This is a genomic window from Tsukamurella paurometabola, assembly GCF_900631615.1.
Classification (GTDB): domain Bacteria; phylum Actinomycetota; class Actinomycetes; order Mycobacteriales; family Mycobacteriaceae; genus Tsukamurella; species Tsukamurella paurometabola_A.
In genome coordinates, this window is sequence record NZ_LR131273.1 from 3288828 (window position 1) to 3306423 (window position 17596).

Below are 17596 nucleotides of genomic sequence, written 5' to 3' on the forward strand. Positions count from 1 at the left end.
GCGGGTCCCCTTCCGGGGACCCGCCTGGGGCGGTGCGTCGAGGTCGGTCGCCGTCACTTCTTGGCGGCGATGGCCTCGGCCAGCTTGGCGTAGTTCTCGCCGTAGTCCTGGATGCCCTCGCGGATGTAGAAATCGTTGTCCAGGTAGAAGATCCGGTCCTTCTGCTGGAACTCGACATTGGCGAAGGCCTGCTGCGCCCGGAACGTCTCGGCGGCGGTCTGCGGCTTGCTGCCGTCGGTCGGCGGGACGGCGGCGTCGCGGTCCATCACGATCACCCACTGCGGGTTCGCCTGCGCGATCGCCTCGGGGGTCAGCCCCGAGTTCGTGTGGTGATCGCCGGCCTGGCCCGCGAAGACGTCCTTGAGGTTCAGCGGGGCGATGAAGGGCTGCATGCGCTTGGCGCCGTTGTCGATCTTGCCGCCGTTGACGATCGAGAGGAAGACGGTCTGACCGGTGGCCTGCGCCTTCGCCGCGTCGAGGCGCTGGTCGAACTCGGCGACGATCTGCTTGGCCTGCTCGTCCTTGCCGAAGATCTTGCCCAGGGTGACCGTCGAGTCGCGCATGGTCTCGACGCGGCCCTTGGGCGCACCGTCCTCGGCGGCGATGTCGATGAAGGCGGCGCCGGTCTTCTCGGCGATCTTCTTGATGTCGGCCTCGGCCTTGGCGAAGCGGTAGCCGCCGATGATGAGGTCGGGCTTGACGTCCTCGATCACGTCCAGCTTCGGCTCGGCGTGTGTACCCGTGTCCTTGATGTCCGCGTTGGAGATCCAGTCGCCCAGCACGCTCTTGGCGAACAGGCCCTTGGGGATCGCGACGGGGGTCACGCCCATCGCCTTGACGGTCTCGGCGCTCGTGTTGTCGAGGACCACGACCCGCTTCGGGTTCTTGGGGACCTGCACCTCGCCCTTGTTGGTGCTGACGGTGATCTTCTCGCCGCTGGCGGGCTTCTCCTCGTCGGCGCTGGTGGTCGAGCAGCCGGCGAAGACGAGGCCGGTCGCCATCAGCGCGGCCGCGACGGGCGCGGCCTTGCGGAAGCGGGTGAACATGCGGGGTGACTCCTTCTCGCTCTTGCTTCAAGACGGGCACCGTAAGCCGCTGGTAAAGGGGCTTAGGTAAACGGAACCATACCCAGGGGTGGCTAGGTTTGCCTAACTCGGCAGGTGCGGCGGTGCTCTGACCTCAGGCGGCGCGGTCCACCAGGACCGCCGCGAGCCGGGCCAGGACGGGCCGGGCACCGTCGGCGATGGGGGCCGTCGCCAGCGCGGACGTGGCGCGTGCGGTGAGCTCTTCGACGCGCGCCTGCATCGCCGCCGGCGCCCCCGTCTCCCGCAACGCGGCGCGGGCGCGCTCGACGCCCGCGTCGTCGAGATCCGTGCCGACCAGCCCGCGCAGCTCGGCCCCCGCGTCGCCGCCGGTCGCGAGCGCGTGCGCGAGCATGGGGGTGTGCTTGCCGGAGCGCAGGTCGTCGCCCGACGGCTTGCCCGTGACGGCCGGGTCGCCGAACGCGCCGAGCAGGTCGTCCCGCAGCTGGAAGGCGATGCCCAGGTCGACGCCGATCTCCCGCAGCGCGGCGATCGCCGCCTCGGGCGCGCCGGCCAGCGCCGCACCCACGTGCAGCGGCCGCTCCACGGTGTAGCCGGCGGTCTTGAACCGCACCACGCGCTCCGCGGCCTCCTCGGACTCGTCGCGCGCGGCCTCGCTCACGATGTCGAGCAACTGGCCGCCCAACACCTCGGTGCGCATGGCCGCCCACGCGCGCGCGGCGCGCAGGTAGCGCTCGGGATCCAGGCCGGCGCCGAGGAACATGTCGTCGGCCCAGGCCAGGGCCAGGTCGCCGAGCAGGATCGCCGTCGCCTCGCCGAACTTCTCCGACGAGCCCGACCAACCGCGCTCGGCGTGCAGCTGCGCGAACTCGCGATGGGTGGTCGGGAAGCCGCGGCGGGTCAGCGAGGCGTCGATGATGTCGTCGTGGATGAGGGCGCACGCCTGGACGAACTCGAGCGACGCACAGGCCCGCAGCGCCGCCCGCGCCACGTCCCCGTCGGCTTCGCCGCCGCCCGCCAACCACCCCGCCCAGGCGAACGCGGGACGAATACGCTTACCGCCGCGCAAAACGAAGCGCTCGAGCCCGGCGGTGGCCTCCGTGAACACCGGGCCGACGGGTTCGACCAGGTCGCGGCGCTCGTCGAGGAAGGATTCGAGGGCCGGCTGCACGGCCGCTGCGATGTCCGTCAGGGAGGTCTGGGGCGGGGCGACGGGCAGCGTCATACCTGGAAATCTATTCTCATAGGTGTGAGTGAACAAAGCCGGACCGTACTCGACCGTCTCGACGCCGTGCGCGCGAGCGGCCGAATGCCGTTCTCGGTCGAGTTCATGCCGCCGCGCGACGAGGAGGGCGAGGCCCGGCTGTGGCGCGCCGTCCGCACCTTCGAGCGGATGGACCCCGCGTTCGTCTCCATGACGTACGGCGCGGGCGGCTCGACGCGCGACCGCACCGTCCGCGTGACCGGCGAGATCGCGGAGACCACCACGCTTCTGCCGGTGGCCCACCTGACCGCCGTGAACCACAGCATCTCGGAGTTGCGCGCGCTCATGGGCTCGTACGCCGACCAGGACGTGCGCAACGTCCTGGTGCTGCGCGGCGACCCGCCGGGCGACCCGATGGGCAAGTGGGTGCGGCACCCCGAGGGCCTCAAGTACGCGAGCGAGGTGGTCGAGCTGGTGCGCGAGCTGGGCGACTTCCACGTGGGCGTGGCCGCCTTCCCGGAGGGGCACCACCGTTCGCCGGACCTGGAGACCGACGTGCGGTACTTCGCGAACAAGCTGCGCGCGGGTGCCGACTACTCGATCACCCAGATGTTCTTCGACGTCGACGACTACCTGCGGCTGCGCGACGCCGTGGTGGCGGCCGACCCCGAGCAGGGGGCGAAGCCGCTGATCCCGGGGATCATGCCGATCACCTCGCTGAAGTCGGTCGTCCGCATGGCCGAGCTGTCGAACGCGAAGATCCCCGAGGCCATGCGCGCCGAGCTGCGCGCCGCCGCGGGCGACGGCCCCGAGGAGGACCGCGCGGCCGTGCGCGCCGTCGGCATCGACATCGCCACCCGCATGGGGGAGCGGCTCATCGCCGAGGGCGCGCCCGCGCTGCACTTCTGCACGCTCAACTTCGCCAAGGCCACGTCCGAGGTGCTCGAGAACCTCGGAATGCTGCCGGTCGGCGTCTAGCGCTTCAGCTTCTCCCGCAGCCACTGCGGCAGCTCGACCAGCGACTCGGGCTCGGCGGTCTCCTGGCCCGGCTTGGGGCTGCGGTCGCGGCGCACGTAGGCGGCGACGGCGACGATCGCGGCCGCGAGGAACGAGGTCAGCGCGGTGATCCACGCCCACTTCGTGAACGACGCGATCGACGGGTCGGCGTACTCGGCCTCCGCGGTCAGCGCCGCCGACGTGCCGGCGTTGAGGGTCCACGTCACCAGGTCGTCGGCCTCCTGCTGCCCGTTGGTGGCGGTCACGGGGCCGGGGAACTGCAGCGAGACCACGATGACCGCGGAGTTGGGGGCCAGCGACGACAGGTCGGCCGTGCCGGAGAGGATCACGGTGCCGCCCGTGCGCTGGACCCGCATCTTGATCGACGCCGACGAGGTGTCGAACGCCTGGGAGACCACGTCGCCGATCTGGTTGAACTGGCCGAAGGTGATGGTCTGGAAGATCATCTGGGTGCCGACTTTGCCGTTCGAGTCGTACGGCTTGACCTCCGCGAGGCCCTTCAGCTCGCCGGGCGCCGCGATCTGCGGGCCCTGCGGGTTGGCGGCCGGGGTCTGGGCGGCCACGATCTTGCCCGACATCCGGTCGCCCGGGCCGGGGCTCGAGCACGCCGCGGGGGCGGCGACCAGCAGCAGGACCGCCAGTGCCGCGAGCATCCTTCGGAGAATCACGGTCGCCATCGTGCCAGGTGTCCCAGGTCGCGGGCGAGCAGCCGCGCCGCGATCCGGCCGCTCGATCCGTTCACGCCGCCCCCGGGATGCATCGACGCGCCCGCCAGGGCGAGCCCCGGTGCGCCCGGCACCCGGCCGCCGGCCAGCTCCGGGACCGGCCGGAACAGCAGCATGTTGTGCAGTGCCATCTCCACGTGCATGACGTTCCCGCCGAGGAGTCCCAGCTCGGTCTCCAGGGTCTTCGGGGTCTGCACGAAGCGGTGTTCGACCGACTCGGCGAAGCCGGGCGCCCAGCGCTGCGTCTCGGCGACGATCCGGTCGGCCTCGGCCTCCGCGACGTCGCTCCAGTCGCCGGGGCCGGTGCGGGCGTACGGATACCACTGCGCCCACAGCGTGGTGTTGTGCCGCCCCGTCGGCGCGATCGACGGATCGAGGCCGGAGAAGGTCATCGCCAGCACCGCGGGCCGACGGGGCGCGTCGCCCGCCAGCATGTCGCCGCGCGCACGGGCCAGGTGGCCGCGGTCGGCGACGAGCAGCCCCAGGCCGGACTGATCGGCGAGGGGCACCCCGGCGAAGGCGGGCGGCGCGGTCGTGCCCAGCCGCAGCACCATCCCCACGCCGGGACCGACCTGGATCGAGCGCCGCCAGCCGGCGATGCGGGCGGCGTCGTAGCCGCCGCGTTCCAGCATGCCCAGGGTGGTGAGCACGTGGCAGCCGGCGAGCACGGTGCGGGCCCGGACGGTCCGCGCACCGTCGGGCCCGCCGACGGCGACCTCCCACGCGCGGCCCGCGCGGCGCAGCGCCGTGACCGGAGATCCGAGGGCGAGGGTGGCCCCGTCGGACGCGAGACGGGAGAGGAGTGCGGCCGTCAGCGCGCCGCTGCCGCCCACCGCCCGGCCCGGCGGAAGGGTGTGCATGAGCGCGGCGAAACCGATCATGGGTGCCGTGCCGGGCTCGCTCATCGCGGGTCCGGACTGCGCGCCGAACCAGGCGAGCGCGGCCTTGAGGCGCTCGTCGTCGAAGTACTCGTCGAGCAACTGGTCGCCGGAGGAGAGATACGTGCGCGACATCGCGGTCAGGCTCGCGCGGCCCTTCGTGGGCCAGAAGGCGCGCCCGAGGCGGGGCGCGCTGGGGGAGGCGCCGAACGCGGCCATGGTGGCGCGCGCCCGCGGAGTCCAGTCCGCGACGAAGCGGCGGTAGGCCGCCGCCTCGCGCGTCCCGCACGCCGCCGCGATCGACGCGGCGGTGGCGTCGAGGTCCTTCCGGAACACGAGGGGCGGCGCCGACGACCCGGGCGGTGCGGGCGCGAAGGCCCACGGGTCGCAGTCCAGGTAGCGCAGCCCGTGCGCCGCGAGGTCGAGCTCCTCCGCGATGCCGGTGTGCCGGAACATCAGGTGCGCCGACGAGCCGCGGTCCACGCGGTAGCCCGGGAACCGTTCGACGGTGCTGACCGCCCCGCCCGGCACGGTGTCCGCCTCGAACACCGCGACCGACCGCCCCTGCGCCGCGAGGTACGCGGCCCCGACCAGTGCGTTGTGGCCGGAACCGACGACGGCGACGTCGACGTCGGTGCTCATCGAGGGCGGCCGCCGGTGGTCCGGGCGATCACGGCGCAGGCGGTCACGATGCGGCCGGTCACGGTGCGGCCGGGTGGAAGGGCAGGTCGTGGCCCAGGACGGCGAACGGTCGCGGGTCGCCCGAGAAGCGGAAGTCGCGCAGCACGTCGTAGAAGCCGGTGCGGCGGTACAGCCGCCACGCTCGGTTCTGTTCGGCGGCGACCTCCGGGGTGGAGAGCAGGACGCGCGGCTCGGGCCGTCCGGCGAGCAGGGCGGTGAGCAGGGCCGAGCCCACGCCGTGCCCCTGCGCGGTGGGGTGGACGTGCAGCTCGGTGAGCTCGAAGTAGTCGGCGGCGACGGCCTCGATCCGGTCCTGCGTCAGTCCGCGCCGGCCCAGCCCGACGCGGAGCTGGCGGTTCCACCACTGGTCGCCGGCGCCGCTGTACCCGTAGGCGATGCCCACCAGGTGATCGACCACGCGGCCGTCGTCGGTGGGAAGCGCCTGGACGGCGCCGAAAGCGGCGTACCCGGGTCGGTTCAGGTGTTCGCGCCACATGGGCAGCCGGTGCGATTCCGTGCCGGCCGGGTAGTCCATCGCGGCCACGTAGATCTGCAGCGCGGCGGGCAGCCACAGGGTGGCGTCCTGCGGGGACAGGGCGTGGATCCGTGGTTGCTGCGTCGGCACTGCGCTCACGGACTTCCTCTCCCTTGACGTCTCGCACACTCACGCTATATTAGAAGTGATCGAATAATTGTTCGATCACGGACCGTCGGATTGGCGCGCATGTTCTGGCGCCGGGGCGTGGTGTCGATCCGGGTCCGCCGGGCGGGGCCGGCGCGGAACGAGGGAAGCGTTACGTGTCAGTCCCGTCCGGTACAACACGCAGTAACAGGGCGGAAGGCCCACGGAGCAGGAGGAAGGTCATGGTCGAATCGAAGGCACGGATCGATCACGTCGGTTCCCGTCGTCGCATGGGCGAGTCGGGTGCTGCGCGCATTCTCGACCGTGCGGATCAGTTCCTCGCCCGCGCCGGCGGCTCGCCCGCACCGGCCGACCAGTACCGCGAGATCTACCACGCCGCGCTGCGCGGCGCGGCCGCCCTCCTGGCCGAGCGGGAGACGGGCGTTCGCCGCCCCACGCGCAACGCCTGGCTGCGGCTCGCCAAGGCGGCGCCGGCGTACGCGGAGTGGGTCGCCTACTTCACGTCGGTCTCCGGCGTGGTCGCGGCGCTCGAGACCACGGCCCGCTCGGTGAGCGCCGAGGAGGTCGCCGTTCTGCACGGCCGCGTGCAGACCTTCCTGAATTCCGTCGAAGCGGACCTCTCTCGCGCTGCATGATTTCTCACAGCGAACGCTCATTCTTCGGCGGATGGTGGTCGTCGGGTCGCAAGCCTCGTATCATGAAGGGAGGAGTTGGACCCCATGAGTGCTGAAGGAGGGGAACGTGCCACTCTCCGAGCACGAGCAGCGCATGCTCGACCAGATCGAGAGCGCGCTCTACGCCGAGGATCCGAAGTTCGCGTCGAACGTGCGGGGCGGACGGTTCGGCGGCGCGTCGGGTAAGCGTCGCGTCATCGCCGCGATCGGCTTCGCGGTGGGATTGATGCTGCTCATCGCCGGTATGTTGCTCCCCAAGGTCGAGTACACCGTGATCGTCGGCCTTGTCGGGTTCCTGCTGATGTTCGGGTCCGTGATCTACGCGCTGTGGTCCGGTCCCGCCGCCAAGGGGCCGCGCGGCACCGTCGAGGAGGACGGTTCGGTGCGCTCCCGCTCGAGCCGTGGGCGCGGCGGAGCCCGCGCCTCCGGACAGTCCTTCGCCTCCCGCATGGAGGAGCGCTTCCGCCGCCGCTTCCCCTGAGCCGCAATCTGATGAAGCCGCCGACCTGATGGTCGGCGGCTTTTTCGTTGCGCCGTGAGCGAAATCGGCGATCTCCCGCCGCGGTGTGCGGCAGCCCTCGGTGTCGCCGCGGTGCCGCAGACCGGTTGCACCGTGGGTGTGCCGTCGTCGCCTCCGTCGCTGCCGGCTCCTCGGCGACGGGTGGCGCGGACGGAAGAGAGGACCGGCGTCTGCGTGGCCGCTCGCGCCGCACTTCCACCTGCACCGCCGGCTCCGTCGCAACGCCGACCCCGCGCTCCCCACTTCTCCCCACCGTGATTCCCCACTTCTCCCCACGATCGACCATCCAGGCGTCTATCACGTCTCAGTAGTCACAACCGTCGCGCGGATCGTGCGTGACCGCGAGGGTGTGACGAAGTCGCCACGCCGGGGTGACGCGCGTCCCCCACTTCACGCCACATCGATGACCTGCATCGATTCTGAGAATCTGCCGCGAAACGCGGCGCGATGTGGTTGAAAGTGGTGGATGGTGGGGTAATGTGGGGCGCACTGGAGAGAGACGCGCTAGTCTGAAGTCTCGATCCAGTGACGAACCCCTCGGGGTAGGCGGGAGGTGGCCGTGATGTTCACGGGTACCTACACGCCGAAGCTCGATGACAAGGGACGGCTCACCCTCCCCGCGAAGTACCGCGAGGAACTGGCAGGTGGGCTCACGATCACGAAAGGACAGGATCGAAGCCTCACGGTGTACCCGAAGGCGGAGTTCGAGCGCATCGCCGAGAAAGCCGATGCCATCGAATGGACCGACCCCGCGGGACGCGCCTTCTACCGCAACTTCTTCGCCAGCTCGGACGACCAGCGCCCCGACTCCCAGGGTCGGATCTCGCTCTCGGCCGATCACCGTCGCTACGCAGGCCTGACCAAGGAATGCGTCGTCGTCGGATCGCGGAGGTTCCTGGAGATCTGGGACGCGGAGGCGTGGGACGCCTACCAGGCACAGCACGAAGACGACTACGCGCAGCCGCAGTCCGAATCGCTCAAGGCGATCTTCTGACAACCGCGCTTCCGCGCGGCCCGGTCGAGGTGGACCGAGGCCTGCGCCCGAACCGGCCCTGACGTACTTCCCCAACGCCAGGTACGGGTCGGGCGGGGACCCCGCTCCACCGCGACGAACCCATCGAACGCCACCGTGTGCCCTGGAGGAGTCATGTCCGACGAGTTCTTCGGTCACGTGCCGGTCCTCGCGACCCGCGTGCGTGAGCTCCTCGCCCCGGCCCTGCAGCACGACGGTGCCGTCTACGTCGACGCGACCCTCGGCGCCGGCGGCCACTCCGAGCTCATCCTCGAGTCCTTCCCGCAGGCCCGCGTCGTCGGCCTCGATCGCGACAGCGACGCCCACGCCATCGCCGGCGAGCGCCTGGCCCGCTTCGGCGACCGCTTCCTCCCCGTCCACACCCGCTACGACGGCATGGCGGACGCCCTCGACGAGCTCGGTCTCTCGCTCGCCGCGGGCGGCCCCGGCGTGGACGCGATCCTGTTCGACCTCGGCGTCTCGTCCATGCAGTTGGACCGGGTGGAGCGCGGCTTCGCCTACTCGGTGGACGCCCCGCTGGACATGCGGATGAACGCGGAGGATCCGCTCACCGCGGCCGACGTGCTCAACACCTACTCCCACGGCGACCTCGCCCGGATCCTGCAGCGCTACGGCGACGAACGGTTCGCCGGCAAGATCGCCTCCGCGGTGCTCAAGGAGCGCGAGAAGGAACCCTTCACCACCAGCGGCCGGCTCGTCGAACTGCTGTACGCAACGATCCCCGCGCCCGCGCGGCGCACCGGCGGACACCCCGCCAAGCGCACGTTCCAGGCCCTCCGCATCGAGGTCAACGGCGAGCTCGCCTCCCTGGAGGCGGCCGTCCCGCAGGCGCTCGACGCCCTGGCCCCCGGCGGCCGGATCGTCTTCCTCAGCTACCAGTCGCTGGAGGACCGCATCGTCAAGGCGGCGCTCGCCGAACGCACGCGGTCGACGACTCCCGCCGGGCTGCCCGTCGATCTGCCCGGCACCGGCGCGACGTTCGAACTGCTCACCCGCGGCGCCGAACGCGCCACCGACGACGAGATCGCCGAGAACCAGCGGGCGGCGCCCGTGCGCATGCGCGCGGCCCGCCGCCTCGACACCCCCACCGACCGGACCCGCAGCACGAGGAGCGCGCGATGACCGCACCGAACGCGACCCAGGCACCGTCGACTCCGGACACCCGGACGCGGCGAGCCCCCGCGCGCCGCGACGACCGCGACACCTCGCGGCCCCGGTCGAGTTCCGCGCAGCGAGCACTCGACCGGCGCCAGAAGCGCCTCGAGCAGCAGCGCGCCGTCCTCGCCGCCGGTGGCACCGTGCGGGAGACGCCCGCCGAGCGCGCCCTGCGGCGGCACCGCGACGGCGCGACCTCCGCCGGTCTCCTCGCGCGGCTGCCCCGGCCCACCGGGATGGTGCGGCGGGTGCCGTTCGTGCTCGCCCTCATCGCCCTGGTCTGCGCCGGGCTGGGCATGACGCTCTGGCTGTCGACGGGGAGTGCCGAGAACTCCTACGAGCTGACCCGCCGTGAGGCCGTGAACAATTCGCTCGCCGAGAAGAAGGCGGCGCTCGAGCGCGACGTGAAGTCGGGCGAGAGCGCGCCGGGCCTCGCCGAGCGCGCCACGGCCCTGGGCATGATCCCGGCCGGAACCGTCCCGGTCCTGGTCGGCAAGGAGGGTGGCAAGGTGGTTGTGGTCGGCAAGCCCGCGCCCGCCACGGGGGCCGCGAAGCCGGCGCTCAACCCGCCCGCGCAGCGCTCCGGCGATCCGAGCGGTGCCACGTCCGACGGGTCCGGCACGCCGGTCGCCGGGAATTCCGGGCCCGCACCGGCGGGCGGGGAACAATTGGTCACCATGAACCCCGGCAGCCCGACCGTCGTGAACGCGCCGACGCCCGCGCCGTCGGCGGCCACCCAGCCCCCGGCGCAGGGCCAGACGCAGACCCCCGCGCAGACGCCCACCCCGAGCCCGGCGCCGCAGGCTCCGGCCCAGGGGACGCCGCGGTGACCCGCGCCCAGCGCCCGCCGACGAAGACGCGGCCCGCCGCGCGCTCCGGAGCCCCGCGCGGCGCCGCGGCGCCCAAGGGCGGCCACCAGTCCGCCCGCGCCCGGGTCAAGGGCGGCCGCGCGCCCGAGGTGTCCACGGCCTTCACCGGTCGCGTCCGGATCGGCGGCTGGGTGATCGTCGCGATCTTCACCGTCATCGCCGTGTGGCTCGGCGTCGTCCAGTTCGTGCAGGCACCGGGCCTGTCCGCGAAGGCCGAGAGTCAGCGCCAGGTCAAGGAGGTGCTGCCGGCCGTCCGCGGCTCGATCACCGACCGCGCGGGCCAGCCGATCGCCTTCACCATGGAGGCCAAGTCGCTGACCCTGCAGCCGGTCGCGGTGCGCAAGCAGATCCAGGAGAAGTACGACAAGGACGTCGAACTGGTCAAGGAGGGCGGCGACGCCGCGAAGGGCGTCACACCCGTCGGAGTCGACGAACGCCTGCAGCAGATCGCCAAGAAGATCGTCTCCGTGCTCGGCGACTCCGTGAACGAGCAGAAGCTGCTCGAGCAGATGCGCAGCAACGACACCTTCGTCTACCTCGCTCGCGGCGTCGACCCGGCCAAGGCCTCGGCGATCACGGACGAGTACTCCGAGGTCGGCGCCGAGCGGCAGTCGATCCGCAACTACCCGGGCGGCTCACTCGCCGCGAACATCGTGGGCACCACCGGCTTCGAGGGGCAGGGCCTCATCGGCCTCGAGTCCTCGCTGGACTCGATCCTCGCCGGCACGGACGGCTCGCGCACCTACGACCGCGGATCCGACGGTGCCGTGATCCCCGGCAGCACCCGCGACATCCACCCCGCCGCGAACGGCGCCCGCGTCGTGCTCACGCTCGACAACGACGTGCAGTTCTTCGTCCAGCAGGCCGTCGCGCAGGCCAAGGCGAAGTCCGGTGCGAAGAGTGTCCAGGGCGTCGTGCTCGACGCCAAGACCGGGCAGGTGCTGGCGATGGGCGTCGACAACACCTTCAACCCGTCGCTCGGCGTGAACAACAACCCGGACTCGGCGCGCACCGGCAACCTCGCGGTGACCACGCCCTTCGAGCCGGGCTCGGTGAACAAGCTGATCACCGCGGTCGCGGCGATCGACGGCGGCAAGACCAAGCCCGACGAGGTGCTGCAGGTCCCCGGCCAGATCCGCATGGCCGGCGTCACGGTCAAGGACGCCTGGGCGCACGGCACCGAGCCGTACACCACGACCGGCGTCTTCGGTAAGTCGTCCAACGTGGGCACGCTGATGCTCGCGCAACGCGTCGGGGAGAACGCCTTCGCCGATTACGTCGACCGGTTCGGCCTCGGCCGCAGCACCGGTGTGGGCCTGCCCGGCGAGTCCGGGGGCGCGGTGCCCGCGCGCAATCAGTGGTCCGGCGGCACCTTCGCCAACCTGCCGATCGGGCAGGGCCTGTCGATGACGGTGCTGCAGATGGCCGGCATGTACCAGGCCCTCGCCAACGACGGCGTCCGGATCCCACCGCGCATCATCAAGGAGGTCGACGGTGCCGCCAACCCCGCGGCCGGCGCCGAGCCGGTCCGGGTCATGAGCCCCGAGACCGCGCGGACCGTCCTCGACATGTTCCGCGCCGCCCTGCAGCGCGACCCGATGGGGTACCAGCAGGGCACCGGCGCGCCGGGCTCCGTGGAGGGCTACCAGATCAGCGGCAAGACCGGCACCGCGCAGCAGGTGGACCCGGTGACCAAGGCCTACTCCAACTCGCTCTACAACATCACCTTCGCGGGCGTGGCGCCCACGAACGACCCGCGCTTCGTCATCGGCCTGATGATGGACGCGCCGACCCGGAGCTCGGACGGCACGGGCGGCCAGTCCGCGGCGCCGCTGTTCCACGACATCGCCTCGTTCCTGCTGCAGAAGTACGGCGTGCCGCTCTCCCCGCCCGCGAAGCCGTTGACGCTGGTGGCCGGGAAGTAGTTAACCGGCGGGAAGCACCTTTCGCCTGTTCGCACGCTGCGGCTCGCATCGTGAGCGGACGTAACGACACTGTGTGTGAAGTCGATCACGTTCCCATGACGAAGGCATGGGGTGACGTTTTGACGAGCTATTCGAGCTACCTGGTCGCGGCGGGGCGGGCGCGCAAGACACGGCGGCTGCGGAAGTACTACGCGCGGTGCTTTGCGGACTTCACCCGGCGATCGCCCACCCGCGTGACGATCGATGACCTGTCCGATTACCTTGCAGCCAATCCTCATTGGGCACCCGCCACCCGCCACGTCGCGCAGGTGAGCTTGCGCGACCTGTTCGGCTGGATGCATCGCACGGGGCGGCGTGGGGACAACCCGGCGGCACTGCTGCCCCGCGTGCGAGTGCCCGCCGGAGTTCCGCGACCGTGCCCGGACGAAGCGATCATCGCAACCATGGCGAACGTGGGCGCGCGCGAACTGCTCATGCTCCGTCTCGGCAGCGAGGCCGGCCTACGCCGCGAGGAGATCGCCACGACGCGAGGCGACAAGGTCTACCAGGCGATCGGCGGCTACGTCCTCAGCGTCACAGGCAAGGGCGGGCGGACGCGTGAGGTGCCGATCGGTGACGGTTTGGCCGAGGCGATCACAGCGCGTGGTGCAGGTTGGACATTCCCAGGGCGCACGGACGGGCACCTGTGCGCGGCTCGAGTTGGGGTGCTCATGTCCGAGCTGCTCCCAGGCCGGTGGACTGCGCACACGCTCCGCCACCGGTTCGGCACCGTGACCTACGCCGCCGACCACGACATTCGGGCCGTGCAGGAGCTGTTGGGCCACGCCTCGGTGGCGACGACACAGATCTACACGGCGGTACCCGACGACGCGAAACGGCGTGCCGCACAAGCTGCTAGCCTCGCCGCATGAGTGACGAACTTCGGGACGCTGCGCGTGCACTAGATGACGCGATAACCCGCGAGGGGGTGGAACCGGCCTATCACCGCGCGCAGGTCGCCCGACTGCGCGCGGAGTGGCCGACGCTATGGGTCGCGATCGAGAGGGTACGCGCGGCGGCGAACTAGGTCGAGGGACCGAGATAGGTCATGGCGAAGCGGGTCTTGATCCGGCCCTGCTGCGTGCCGCCGACGTTGAGCGCCGCGCCGCTGTTCTGGTACACGTAGCAGTTGAGCTTCTGGCCGGCGGTCAGCGGCATCGTCACCGAGAGCTGGTTGATCTGTTCCATGCTGACGCCGGGACGCACGTCTTCGGCGTACGCCTCGCCGCTCGCGTCGTCCACGAGCTTGATCACGCGCTGCCCGGTGGCGTTGTTGGTGCCCCACGGGACGACGATGCTGATCTGGTAGATGCCGGCGCGGGAGGCGATCAGTCCGTTGTTGAAGGTCTGCGCGCCGCCCGCGGTGCGAAGGTCGTATTCGACGGTGCCGGAGTTGTTGAAGGCGAAGAAGATCGAGCCGGACGCCGCGCTGTAGGCGGTGTTCAGGACGATGGACGCGGCGGGGCCGTTCGGTCCGCCGGGAGCTCCGGTGTCGCCCTTGCCACCCTTCAAGGTGCCGTTGTCGATGAGCGCTTCGAGTCGTTCGGCGAGGAGCTTGGTGACGTTGCCGATGGTCCACAGACCCTCGGTGTTGAGCAGGTACGGCAGGCCGTACTTGGCGGTGCCTCCGGGCATGGTGGTCCTCCTACGGGACGGGGTAGACTTTCGGGTTGGACACGTAGTACAGATCGAACGGCGTGATCGAGTGATCGAACCGGAGCGCGTTCGGGTCATCGAGGGTGATCGACTTGTTCACCGTGTCCGGGGTGAGCGGCTTGCGGTTCGGGTCGAGCGGCATGGACGTGGGCGCGAGGTTGATCGTGAAGTGCCAGTAGCCAGCGACGTAGCGGATGATGCCGCCGCAGATGTGCCAGACGGGCGGCTGCCCGGTCGCCGCTGAGAACGGGCTGCCGGTGAGGGCGACCATGCCGATGGTCTGCGCGGGCTGGGTGAGCCGGTTGAAGGTGCACCAGTCGTCCACCAGTCCGGTCTTGCGGGTGTCCCACACGATCTGCGGGTGCATCGGCCGGCGACCGTCACCGAGGACCATGTTCTTGACGTCCTGCATCATCGGGTCGATCGCGGTCCCGTTGTTCATCCACGATTCCCACGACAGCCGCGCGGGCGGACCGCCGTCGCTCTTGACCGTGAGGTTGGTCTTCCAGTCCTTGTTGTTCGGCTTGTCGAACCACGAGCACGACAGGTCGGTGATGGACTGCACGGTGTTCGCGGCGAGCCGGATGTCTCCGGTGACGTTGCACGCGCCGATGCTGCCGGGGTAGTACTTGCGCGTGTCGATCTCGGATTGCGCGCCGGTCGTGTCCTGCCAGTCCGGCGGGAACAGGTGCAGCACGTTCGATGAGGACGGCTTGCCGATCACCAGGTCATAGTTGCCCCACGTCGAGCCGGTGGGAATCCGGTTGATCGTGTTGCGCTCAGGGTTGTAGCACCACTGGTCGGCGAAGCTGGTGTACATCGCGTTCACCATGTCCAGGACCGACTTGTTCTCTGTAGCAACGGGTTTGCACATCGCGACGCCGAACCGGGATTCGAAGTACATCTCGCGGATGCCGGCGGGCGCGCCTTGGTTGCGAATCTTGACCGCCCGGTTGGTCATGTTCTCTTCGGGGAGCACGTTCCCGGCAGCCCAGTTGAGCTGCCCGAGCGTGGCGGAGCGGTCGGCGGCTTGGATCGTCACGAGCCATCCGGCGGTCTTCCCGGCGGCGGTGCGCTGCACGGACCACACCACGTCCACGTTGGTGGTGAAGCCCTGGAAGATCGACTTGTCGCCGGGGTACAGCCCGCCCGCCGAGGCGGGTTCGGTGTAGACGATGTTCACACCGCGCCGCATGGCGGTGTCCTGCACGATCTTCGTCAGCCACGTACCGGGGTACGGCTCCCACAGCTTGAAGGTGACCACCGCCGGGTCGGGCTGCGTCCACTGGTCGTCACGGCCCCACGAGATAGCGAGGTCGTCCACGAGGGTGGGGCGGTCGAGCGCGAACACCTTCTGCCCGGTGTCGTTGGTGACGGCCGGGGCGCACGAGAGGAACGTCCCATCGAGGATGATGCGCGGTTGCGGGTTGACGGGCATCGCCTACGCTCCGAGCTTCATGGCGTAGGTGGTGCCGGTCGTGCGGTCGGTGCGCTTGGTCGCGTACGCCACGGACCCGGCGACGGCGTTCGCGTCCACGATGCCGGAGCCGTCGACCTTGACGTGCGTGCTGTTGTCCTGGTTGATGGTGACGCCGCCGCGCGCCGAGAGCGCGCCGAGGCCAGACAGGGACGGGTAGCCCTGCGCGAGGTGCAGCGCGTTCGGCGAGAGCTGGAGGCCGGCCGAGGGCGGGACCATGAAGCCGGTGAGGCCGGGGCCGATCATCGCCTCCCCGCCGAACAGGGACGTAAGCCACGACGGTGGGGACGGGAACCGGATCGAGGCGATAGCGGAGATGAGCGACTGCACGAAGCCGATGATCGAGGACACGGCGGACCCGAACGCCCGCGCCGCTCCGGCGACCGCGCCGAACACCGCGCCGCCGACCGCCTGCACGCGCTGGAAGATGGACACGACGGTGTTGATGACGTTGGAGACCACGGCGGAGATGCCGTTCATGACCGCCGAGACGACGGCCTGCACGGCGTTCCACACCGCCGACGCGGCGGCTTGCATGCCCTGCCAGGCGGCGGTGATGACGGCGACGACGCCGCTCACGATGCCCTGTATCAGGCTGATCGCGCCCTGCACGACGGCGACGATGCCATTCCACACGGCGGTGGCGACGGCCTGGATCATGTTCCACTGCATGGTGAAGTAGGCGACGATCGCCGCCCATATCGCCTGCAGGACGGCGACGCCGGCCTGCACGCCGGAGACGATCAGGTTCCATGCGGCGACCGCGAAATTGCACATCGCCTGCCAGATGGTCTGAAACCACGTGGTTTTCGTGGCGATCAGGACGATAACGGCGATCAGGGCCACGATCCCGGCGATGATCCACGTGATGGGGTTGGCGAGCAGCGCGAGGGCGAACTGAGCGGAGGCGACGGCGGCGACGCGGAAGCCGGTCGCGAGCGCGACCATGCCGGTCCGGGCGGCTGCGAGGGCGGGGCCGAGCACGCCGACCGCGCCGCCGATCGAGGAGATAGCGGAGGCGACCGACGCGGCGAGCATGAGGCCTTTGAGCGCGGCGGCGAGGCCGATCGCACCGACGACGACCGCCGGGAGCGCGGGGCCGAGCGCGCCGACGAGTGCGGAGACCAGCGAGGCGATCGGCGGGAGTAGCGGGGCGATCGCGGAGACGACCTGAGCGAATGCGCCGCCGAGGGTGCCGAGCGCGGGCGCGAGGTTGGTGAAGGTCTGCGCGAGCGCGGGGCCGGCGACGCGGGCGATTTCCGTCAGGGGCGGGGTCAGTGCGTTGACGGCGGTCCCGAGGCTGGTGAAGATCGCGCCGAGCGACGGTCCCATGGCGGCGGCGAGCTGCCCGAACAGGTTGACCAGGGAGCCGATCAGGTTGCCCAGGCCGGTGAGCGCGCCGGAGAAGGTGGTCATGATCGCGGAGACGGGCAGGTTGTTGAACGCCTGCCCGATGGTGCCGAGCATGCCACCGAACGCCGCGCCGACCTGCTGCGCCGACGCTGCCGCCTTGGCTCCGAAGCCGATCAGGCCGGCGGTGAGCTGATTGAGGCCGGGACCCAGCGCCGCGACGAAGGTCGCCGCGCCTGCGGTGAGCTGTTGCAGGGCGGGGAGGTTGGATCGAATGGTGGCGGCGAGGCCGTTGAAGGTACCGGACACCGCCCGCGCGACGCCCTGCATCTGCGGGGTGATGCCGGTCAGCACCGCGCCGAGGTCGCGGAAGCCGGACACCATGCCCTTGGCGAACTCGGCGGATAGCGCCTGTTTGAGCCGTTGCGCTGGCGCGGCGGCAGCCTGCGCGGCCTGCTTGATCCCGTCCATGCCGACCATGACGGCCGCGAGCGCCGGGGCGGCGAGCGCGCCGACCCCGGCGAGGCCGACGCCGAGCGCGCCGACCGCGCCCCCGGCGACGGCCGCGCCTGCGGTGATAGCCGTCAGGGCGGACCCGAGCTTGGCGATGTTCCGGGTCGCCTTCGCGAACCCGGAGTCATTCGCCTTGCTGATGATGTTGACGAATACTGTTGCCACAGTTACCGGTTCCGTTCTATCTGTTCGGC

General features: G+C 70.8%; 16 protein-coding genes. 8 read left to right on the top strand and 8 right to left on the bottom strand.

The features are described 5' to 3' along the window. Nucleotides 1-53 precede the first annotated feature (53 nt). Both ELY19_RS16465 and ELY19_RS16470 read right to left on the bottom strand, forming a co-directional pair. On the bottom strand, nucleotides 54-1046 hold the full coding sequence (locus ELY19_RS16465) for an ABC transporter substrate-binding protein (RefSeq protein WP_126197188.1): 993 nt from the start codon (nucleotides 1044-1046) through the stop codon (nucleotides 54-56). Nucleotides 1047-1179: 133 nt separating this feature from the next. Then, entirely contained in the window at nucleotides 1180-2268 is a 1089-nt protein-coding gene (locus ELY19_RS16470; protein WP_126197189.1) for a polyprenyl synthetase family protein, read from the bottom strand. 84 nt (nucleotides 2269-2352) lie between these two features. Here ELY19_RS16470 and metF point away from each other — a divergent pair, with 84 nt between their 5' ends. Then, nucleotides 2353-3225, top strand: coding sequence for a methylenetetrahydrofolate reductase [NAD(P)H] (gene metF, locus ELY19_RS16475; RefSeq protein ID WP_232015637.1), 873 nt, complete (start codon nucleotides 2353-2355; stop codon nucleotides 3223-3225). On the opposite strand, the gene ELY19_RS16480 is transcribed toward metF, so the two are convergent. The 3 genes from ELY19_RS16480 to ELY19_RS16490 are packed head-to-tail and all read right to left on the bottom strand — an operon-like array spanning nucleotide 3222 to nucleotide 6182. Next, nucleotides 3222-3932, bottom strand: a complete 711-nt coding sequence (locus ELY19_RS16480; RefSeq protein ID WP_126197191.1) for an LppM family (lipo)protein — start codon at nucleotides 3930-3932, stop codon at nucleotides 3222-3224. The genes metF and ELY19_RS16480 overlap by 4 nt on opposite strands. Next, entirely contained in the window at nucleotides 3929-5509 is a 1581-nt protein-coding gene (locus ELY19_RS16485) for a phytoene desaturase family protein (RefSeq protein ID WP_126197192.1), read from the bottom strand. Before ELY19_RS16485 ends, ELY19_RS16480 begins: the two co-directional genes overlap by 4 nt. A 58-nt stretch (nucleotides 5510-5567) precedes the next feature. After that, the gene (locus tag ELY19_RS16490) at nucleotides 5568-6182 is read right to left on the bottom strand and encodes a GNAT family N-acetyltransferase (protein ID WP_126197193.1); all 615 of its coding nucleotides are present in this window, start codon (nucleotides 6180-6182) and stop codon (nucleotides 5568-5570) included. Between the two features lie 230 nt (nucleotides 6183-6412). Here ELY19_RS16490 and ELY19_RS16495 point away from each other — a divergent pair, with 230 nt between their 5' ends. The 7 genes from ELY19_RS16495 to ELY19_RS16525 all read left to right on the top strand — a co-directional run bounded on the left by ELY19_RS16495 (nucleotide 6413) and on the right by ELY19_RS16525 (nucleotide 13278). Then, nucleotides 6413-6826 (top strand): SAV_6107 family HEPN domain-containing protein, encoded by a 414-nt coding sequence (locus ELY19_RS16495; protein ID WP_126197194.1) that lies wholly within the window; start codon nucleotides 6413-6415, stop codon nucleotides 6824-6826. A 106-nt stretch (nucleotides 6827-6932) separates the two neighbouring features. Continuing rightward, a complete protein-coding gene (locus ELY19_RS16500; RefSeq protein ID WP_126197195.1) occupies nucleotides 6933-7346 on the top strand; it encodes an SCO2097 family morphological protein in 414 nt (137 codons plus the stop codon). A 601-nt stretch (nucleotides 7347-7947) separates the two neighbouring features. Next, nucleotides 7948-8379, top strand: a complete 432-nt coding sequence (mraZ, locus tag ELY19_RS16505) for a division/cell wall cluster transcriptional repressor MraZ (RefSeq protein WP_126197196.1) — start codon at nucleotides 7948-7950, stop codon at nucleotides 8377-8379. Nucleotides 8380-8532: 153 nt separating this feature from the next. Then, nucleotides 8533-9540: a 16S rRNA (cytosine(1402)-N(4))-methyltransferase RsmH gene (gene rsmH / locus ELY19_RS16510; protein ID WP_126197197.1), complete on the top strand. Its 1008-nt coding sequence runs from the start codon at nucleotides 8533-8535 to the stop codon at nucleotides 9538-9540. Continuing rightward, nucleotides 9537-10403, top strand: a complete 867-nt coding sequence (gene ftsL, locus ELY19_RS16515) for a cell division protein FtsL (RefSeq protein ID WP_126197198.1) — start codon at nucleotides 9537-9539, stop codon at nucleotides 10401-10403. Before rsmH ends, ftsL begins: the two co-directional genes overlap by 4 nt. After that, nucleotides 10400-12367 carry a peptidoglycan D,D-transpeptidase FtsI family protein gene (locus ELY19_RS16520; RefSeq protein WP_126197199.1) on the top strand — a complete coding sequence of 656 codons (1968 nt, stop codon included), beginning with the start codon at nucleotides 10400-10402 and terminating at the stop codon, nucleotides 12365-12367. Before ftsL ends, ELY19_RS16520 begins: the two co-directional genes overlap by 4 nt. A 95-nt stretch (nucleotides 12368-12462) precedes the next feature. Continuing rightward, nucleotides 12463-13278, top strand: a complete 816-nt coding sequence (locus ELY19_RS16525) for a tyrosine-type recombinase/integrase (protein WP_126197200.1) — start codon at nucleotides 12463-12465, stop codon at nucleotides 13276-13278. Between the two features lie 151 nt (nucleotides 13279-13429). Here ELY19_RS16525 and ELY19_RS16530 read toward each other — a convergent pair whose 3' ends face one another. From ELY19_RS16530 to ELY19_RS16540, 3 genes are read right to left on the bottom strand one after another with little or no spacing between them, the layout of a single operon-like run. Further along, nucleotides 13430-14041, bottom strand: a complete 612-nt coding sequence (locus ELY19_RS16530) for a hypothetical protein (protein WP_126197201.1) — start codon at nucleotides 14039-14041, stop codon at nucleotides 13430-13432. 10 nt (nucleotides 14042-14051) lie between these two features. After that, entirely contained in the window at nucleotides 14052-15500 is a 1449-nt protein-coding gene (locus ELY19_RS16535) for a hypothetical protein (protein ID WP_126197202.1), read from the bottom strand. Nucleotides 15501-15503: 3 nt separating this feature from the next. Continuing rightward, nucleotides 15504-17567 carry a phage tail tape measure protein gene (locus ELY19_RS16540; RefSeq protein WP_126197203.1) on the bottom strand — a complete coding sequence of 688 codons (2064 nt, stop codon included), beginning with the start codon at nucleotides 17565-17567 and terminating at the stop codon, nucleotides 15504-15506. Nucleotides 17568-17596 lie beyond the last annotated feature (29 nt).

Coding starts and splice junctions, on each gene's coding strand:
- ELY19_RS16465 (WP_126197188.1), bottom strand. CDS start 1,046: ATGTTCACCCGCTTCCGCAAGGCCGCGCCCGTCGCGGCCGCGCTGATG.
- ELY19_RS16470 (WP_126197189.1), bottom strand. CDS start 2,268: ATGACGCTGCCCGTCGCCCCGCCCCAGACCTCCCTGACGGACATCGCA.
- metF (WP_232015637.1), top strand. CDS start 2,353: ATGCCGTTCTCGGTCGAGTTCATGCCGCCGCGCGACGAGGAGGGCGAG.
- ELY19_RS16485 (WP_126197192.1), bottom strand. CDS start 5,509: ATGAGCACCGACGTCGACGTCGCCGTCGTCGGTTCCGGCCACAACGCA.
- ELY19_RS16495 (WP_126197194.1), top strand. CDS start 6,413: ATGGTCGAATCGAAGGCACGGATCGATCACGTCGGTTCCCGTCGTCGC.
- mraZ (WP_126197196.1), top strand. CDS start 7,948: ATGTTCACGGGTACCTACACGCCGAAGCTCGATGACAAGGGACGGCTC.
- rsmH (WP_126197197.1), top strand. CDS start 8,533: ATGTCCGACGAGTTCTTCGGTCACGTGCCGGTCCTCGCGACCCGCGTG.
- ftsL (WP_126197198.1), top strand. CDS start 9,537: ATGACCGCACCGAACGCGACCCAGGCACCGTCGACTCCGGACACCCGG.
- ELY19_RS16525 (WP_126197200.1), top strand. CDS start 12,463: ATGACGAAGGCATGGGGTGACGTTTTGACGAGCTATTCGAGCTACCTG.
- ELY19_RS16530 (WP_126197201.1), bottom strand. CDS start 14,041: ATGCCCGGAGGCACCGCCAAGTACGGCCTGCCGTACCTGCTCAACACC.
- ELY19_RS16535 (WP_126197202.1), bottom strand. CDS start 15,500: ATGCCCGTCAACCCGCAACCGCGCATCATCCTCGATGGGACGTTCCTC.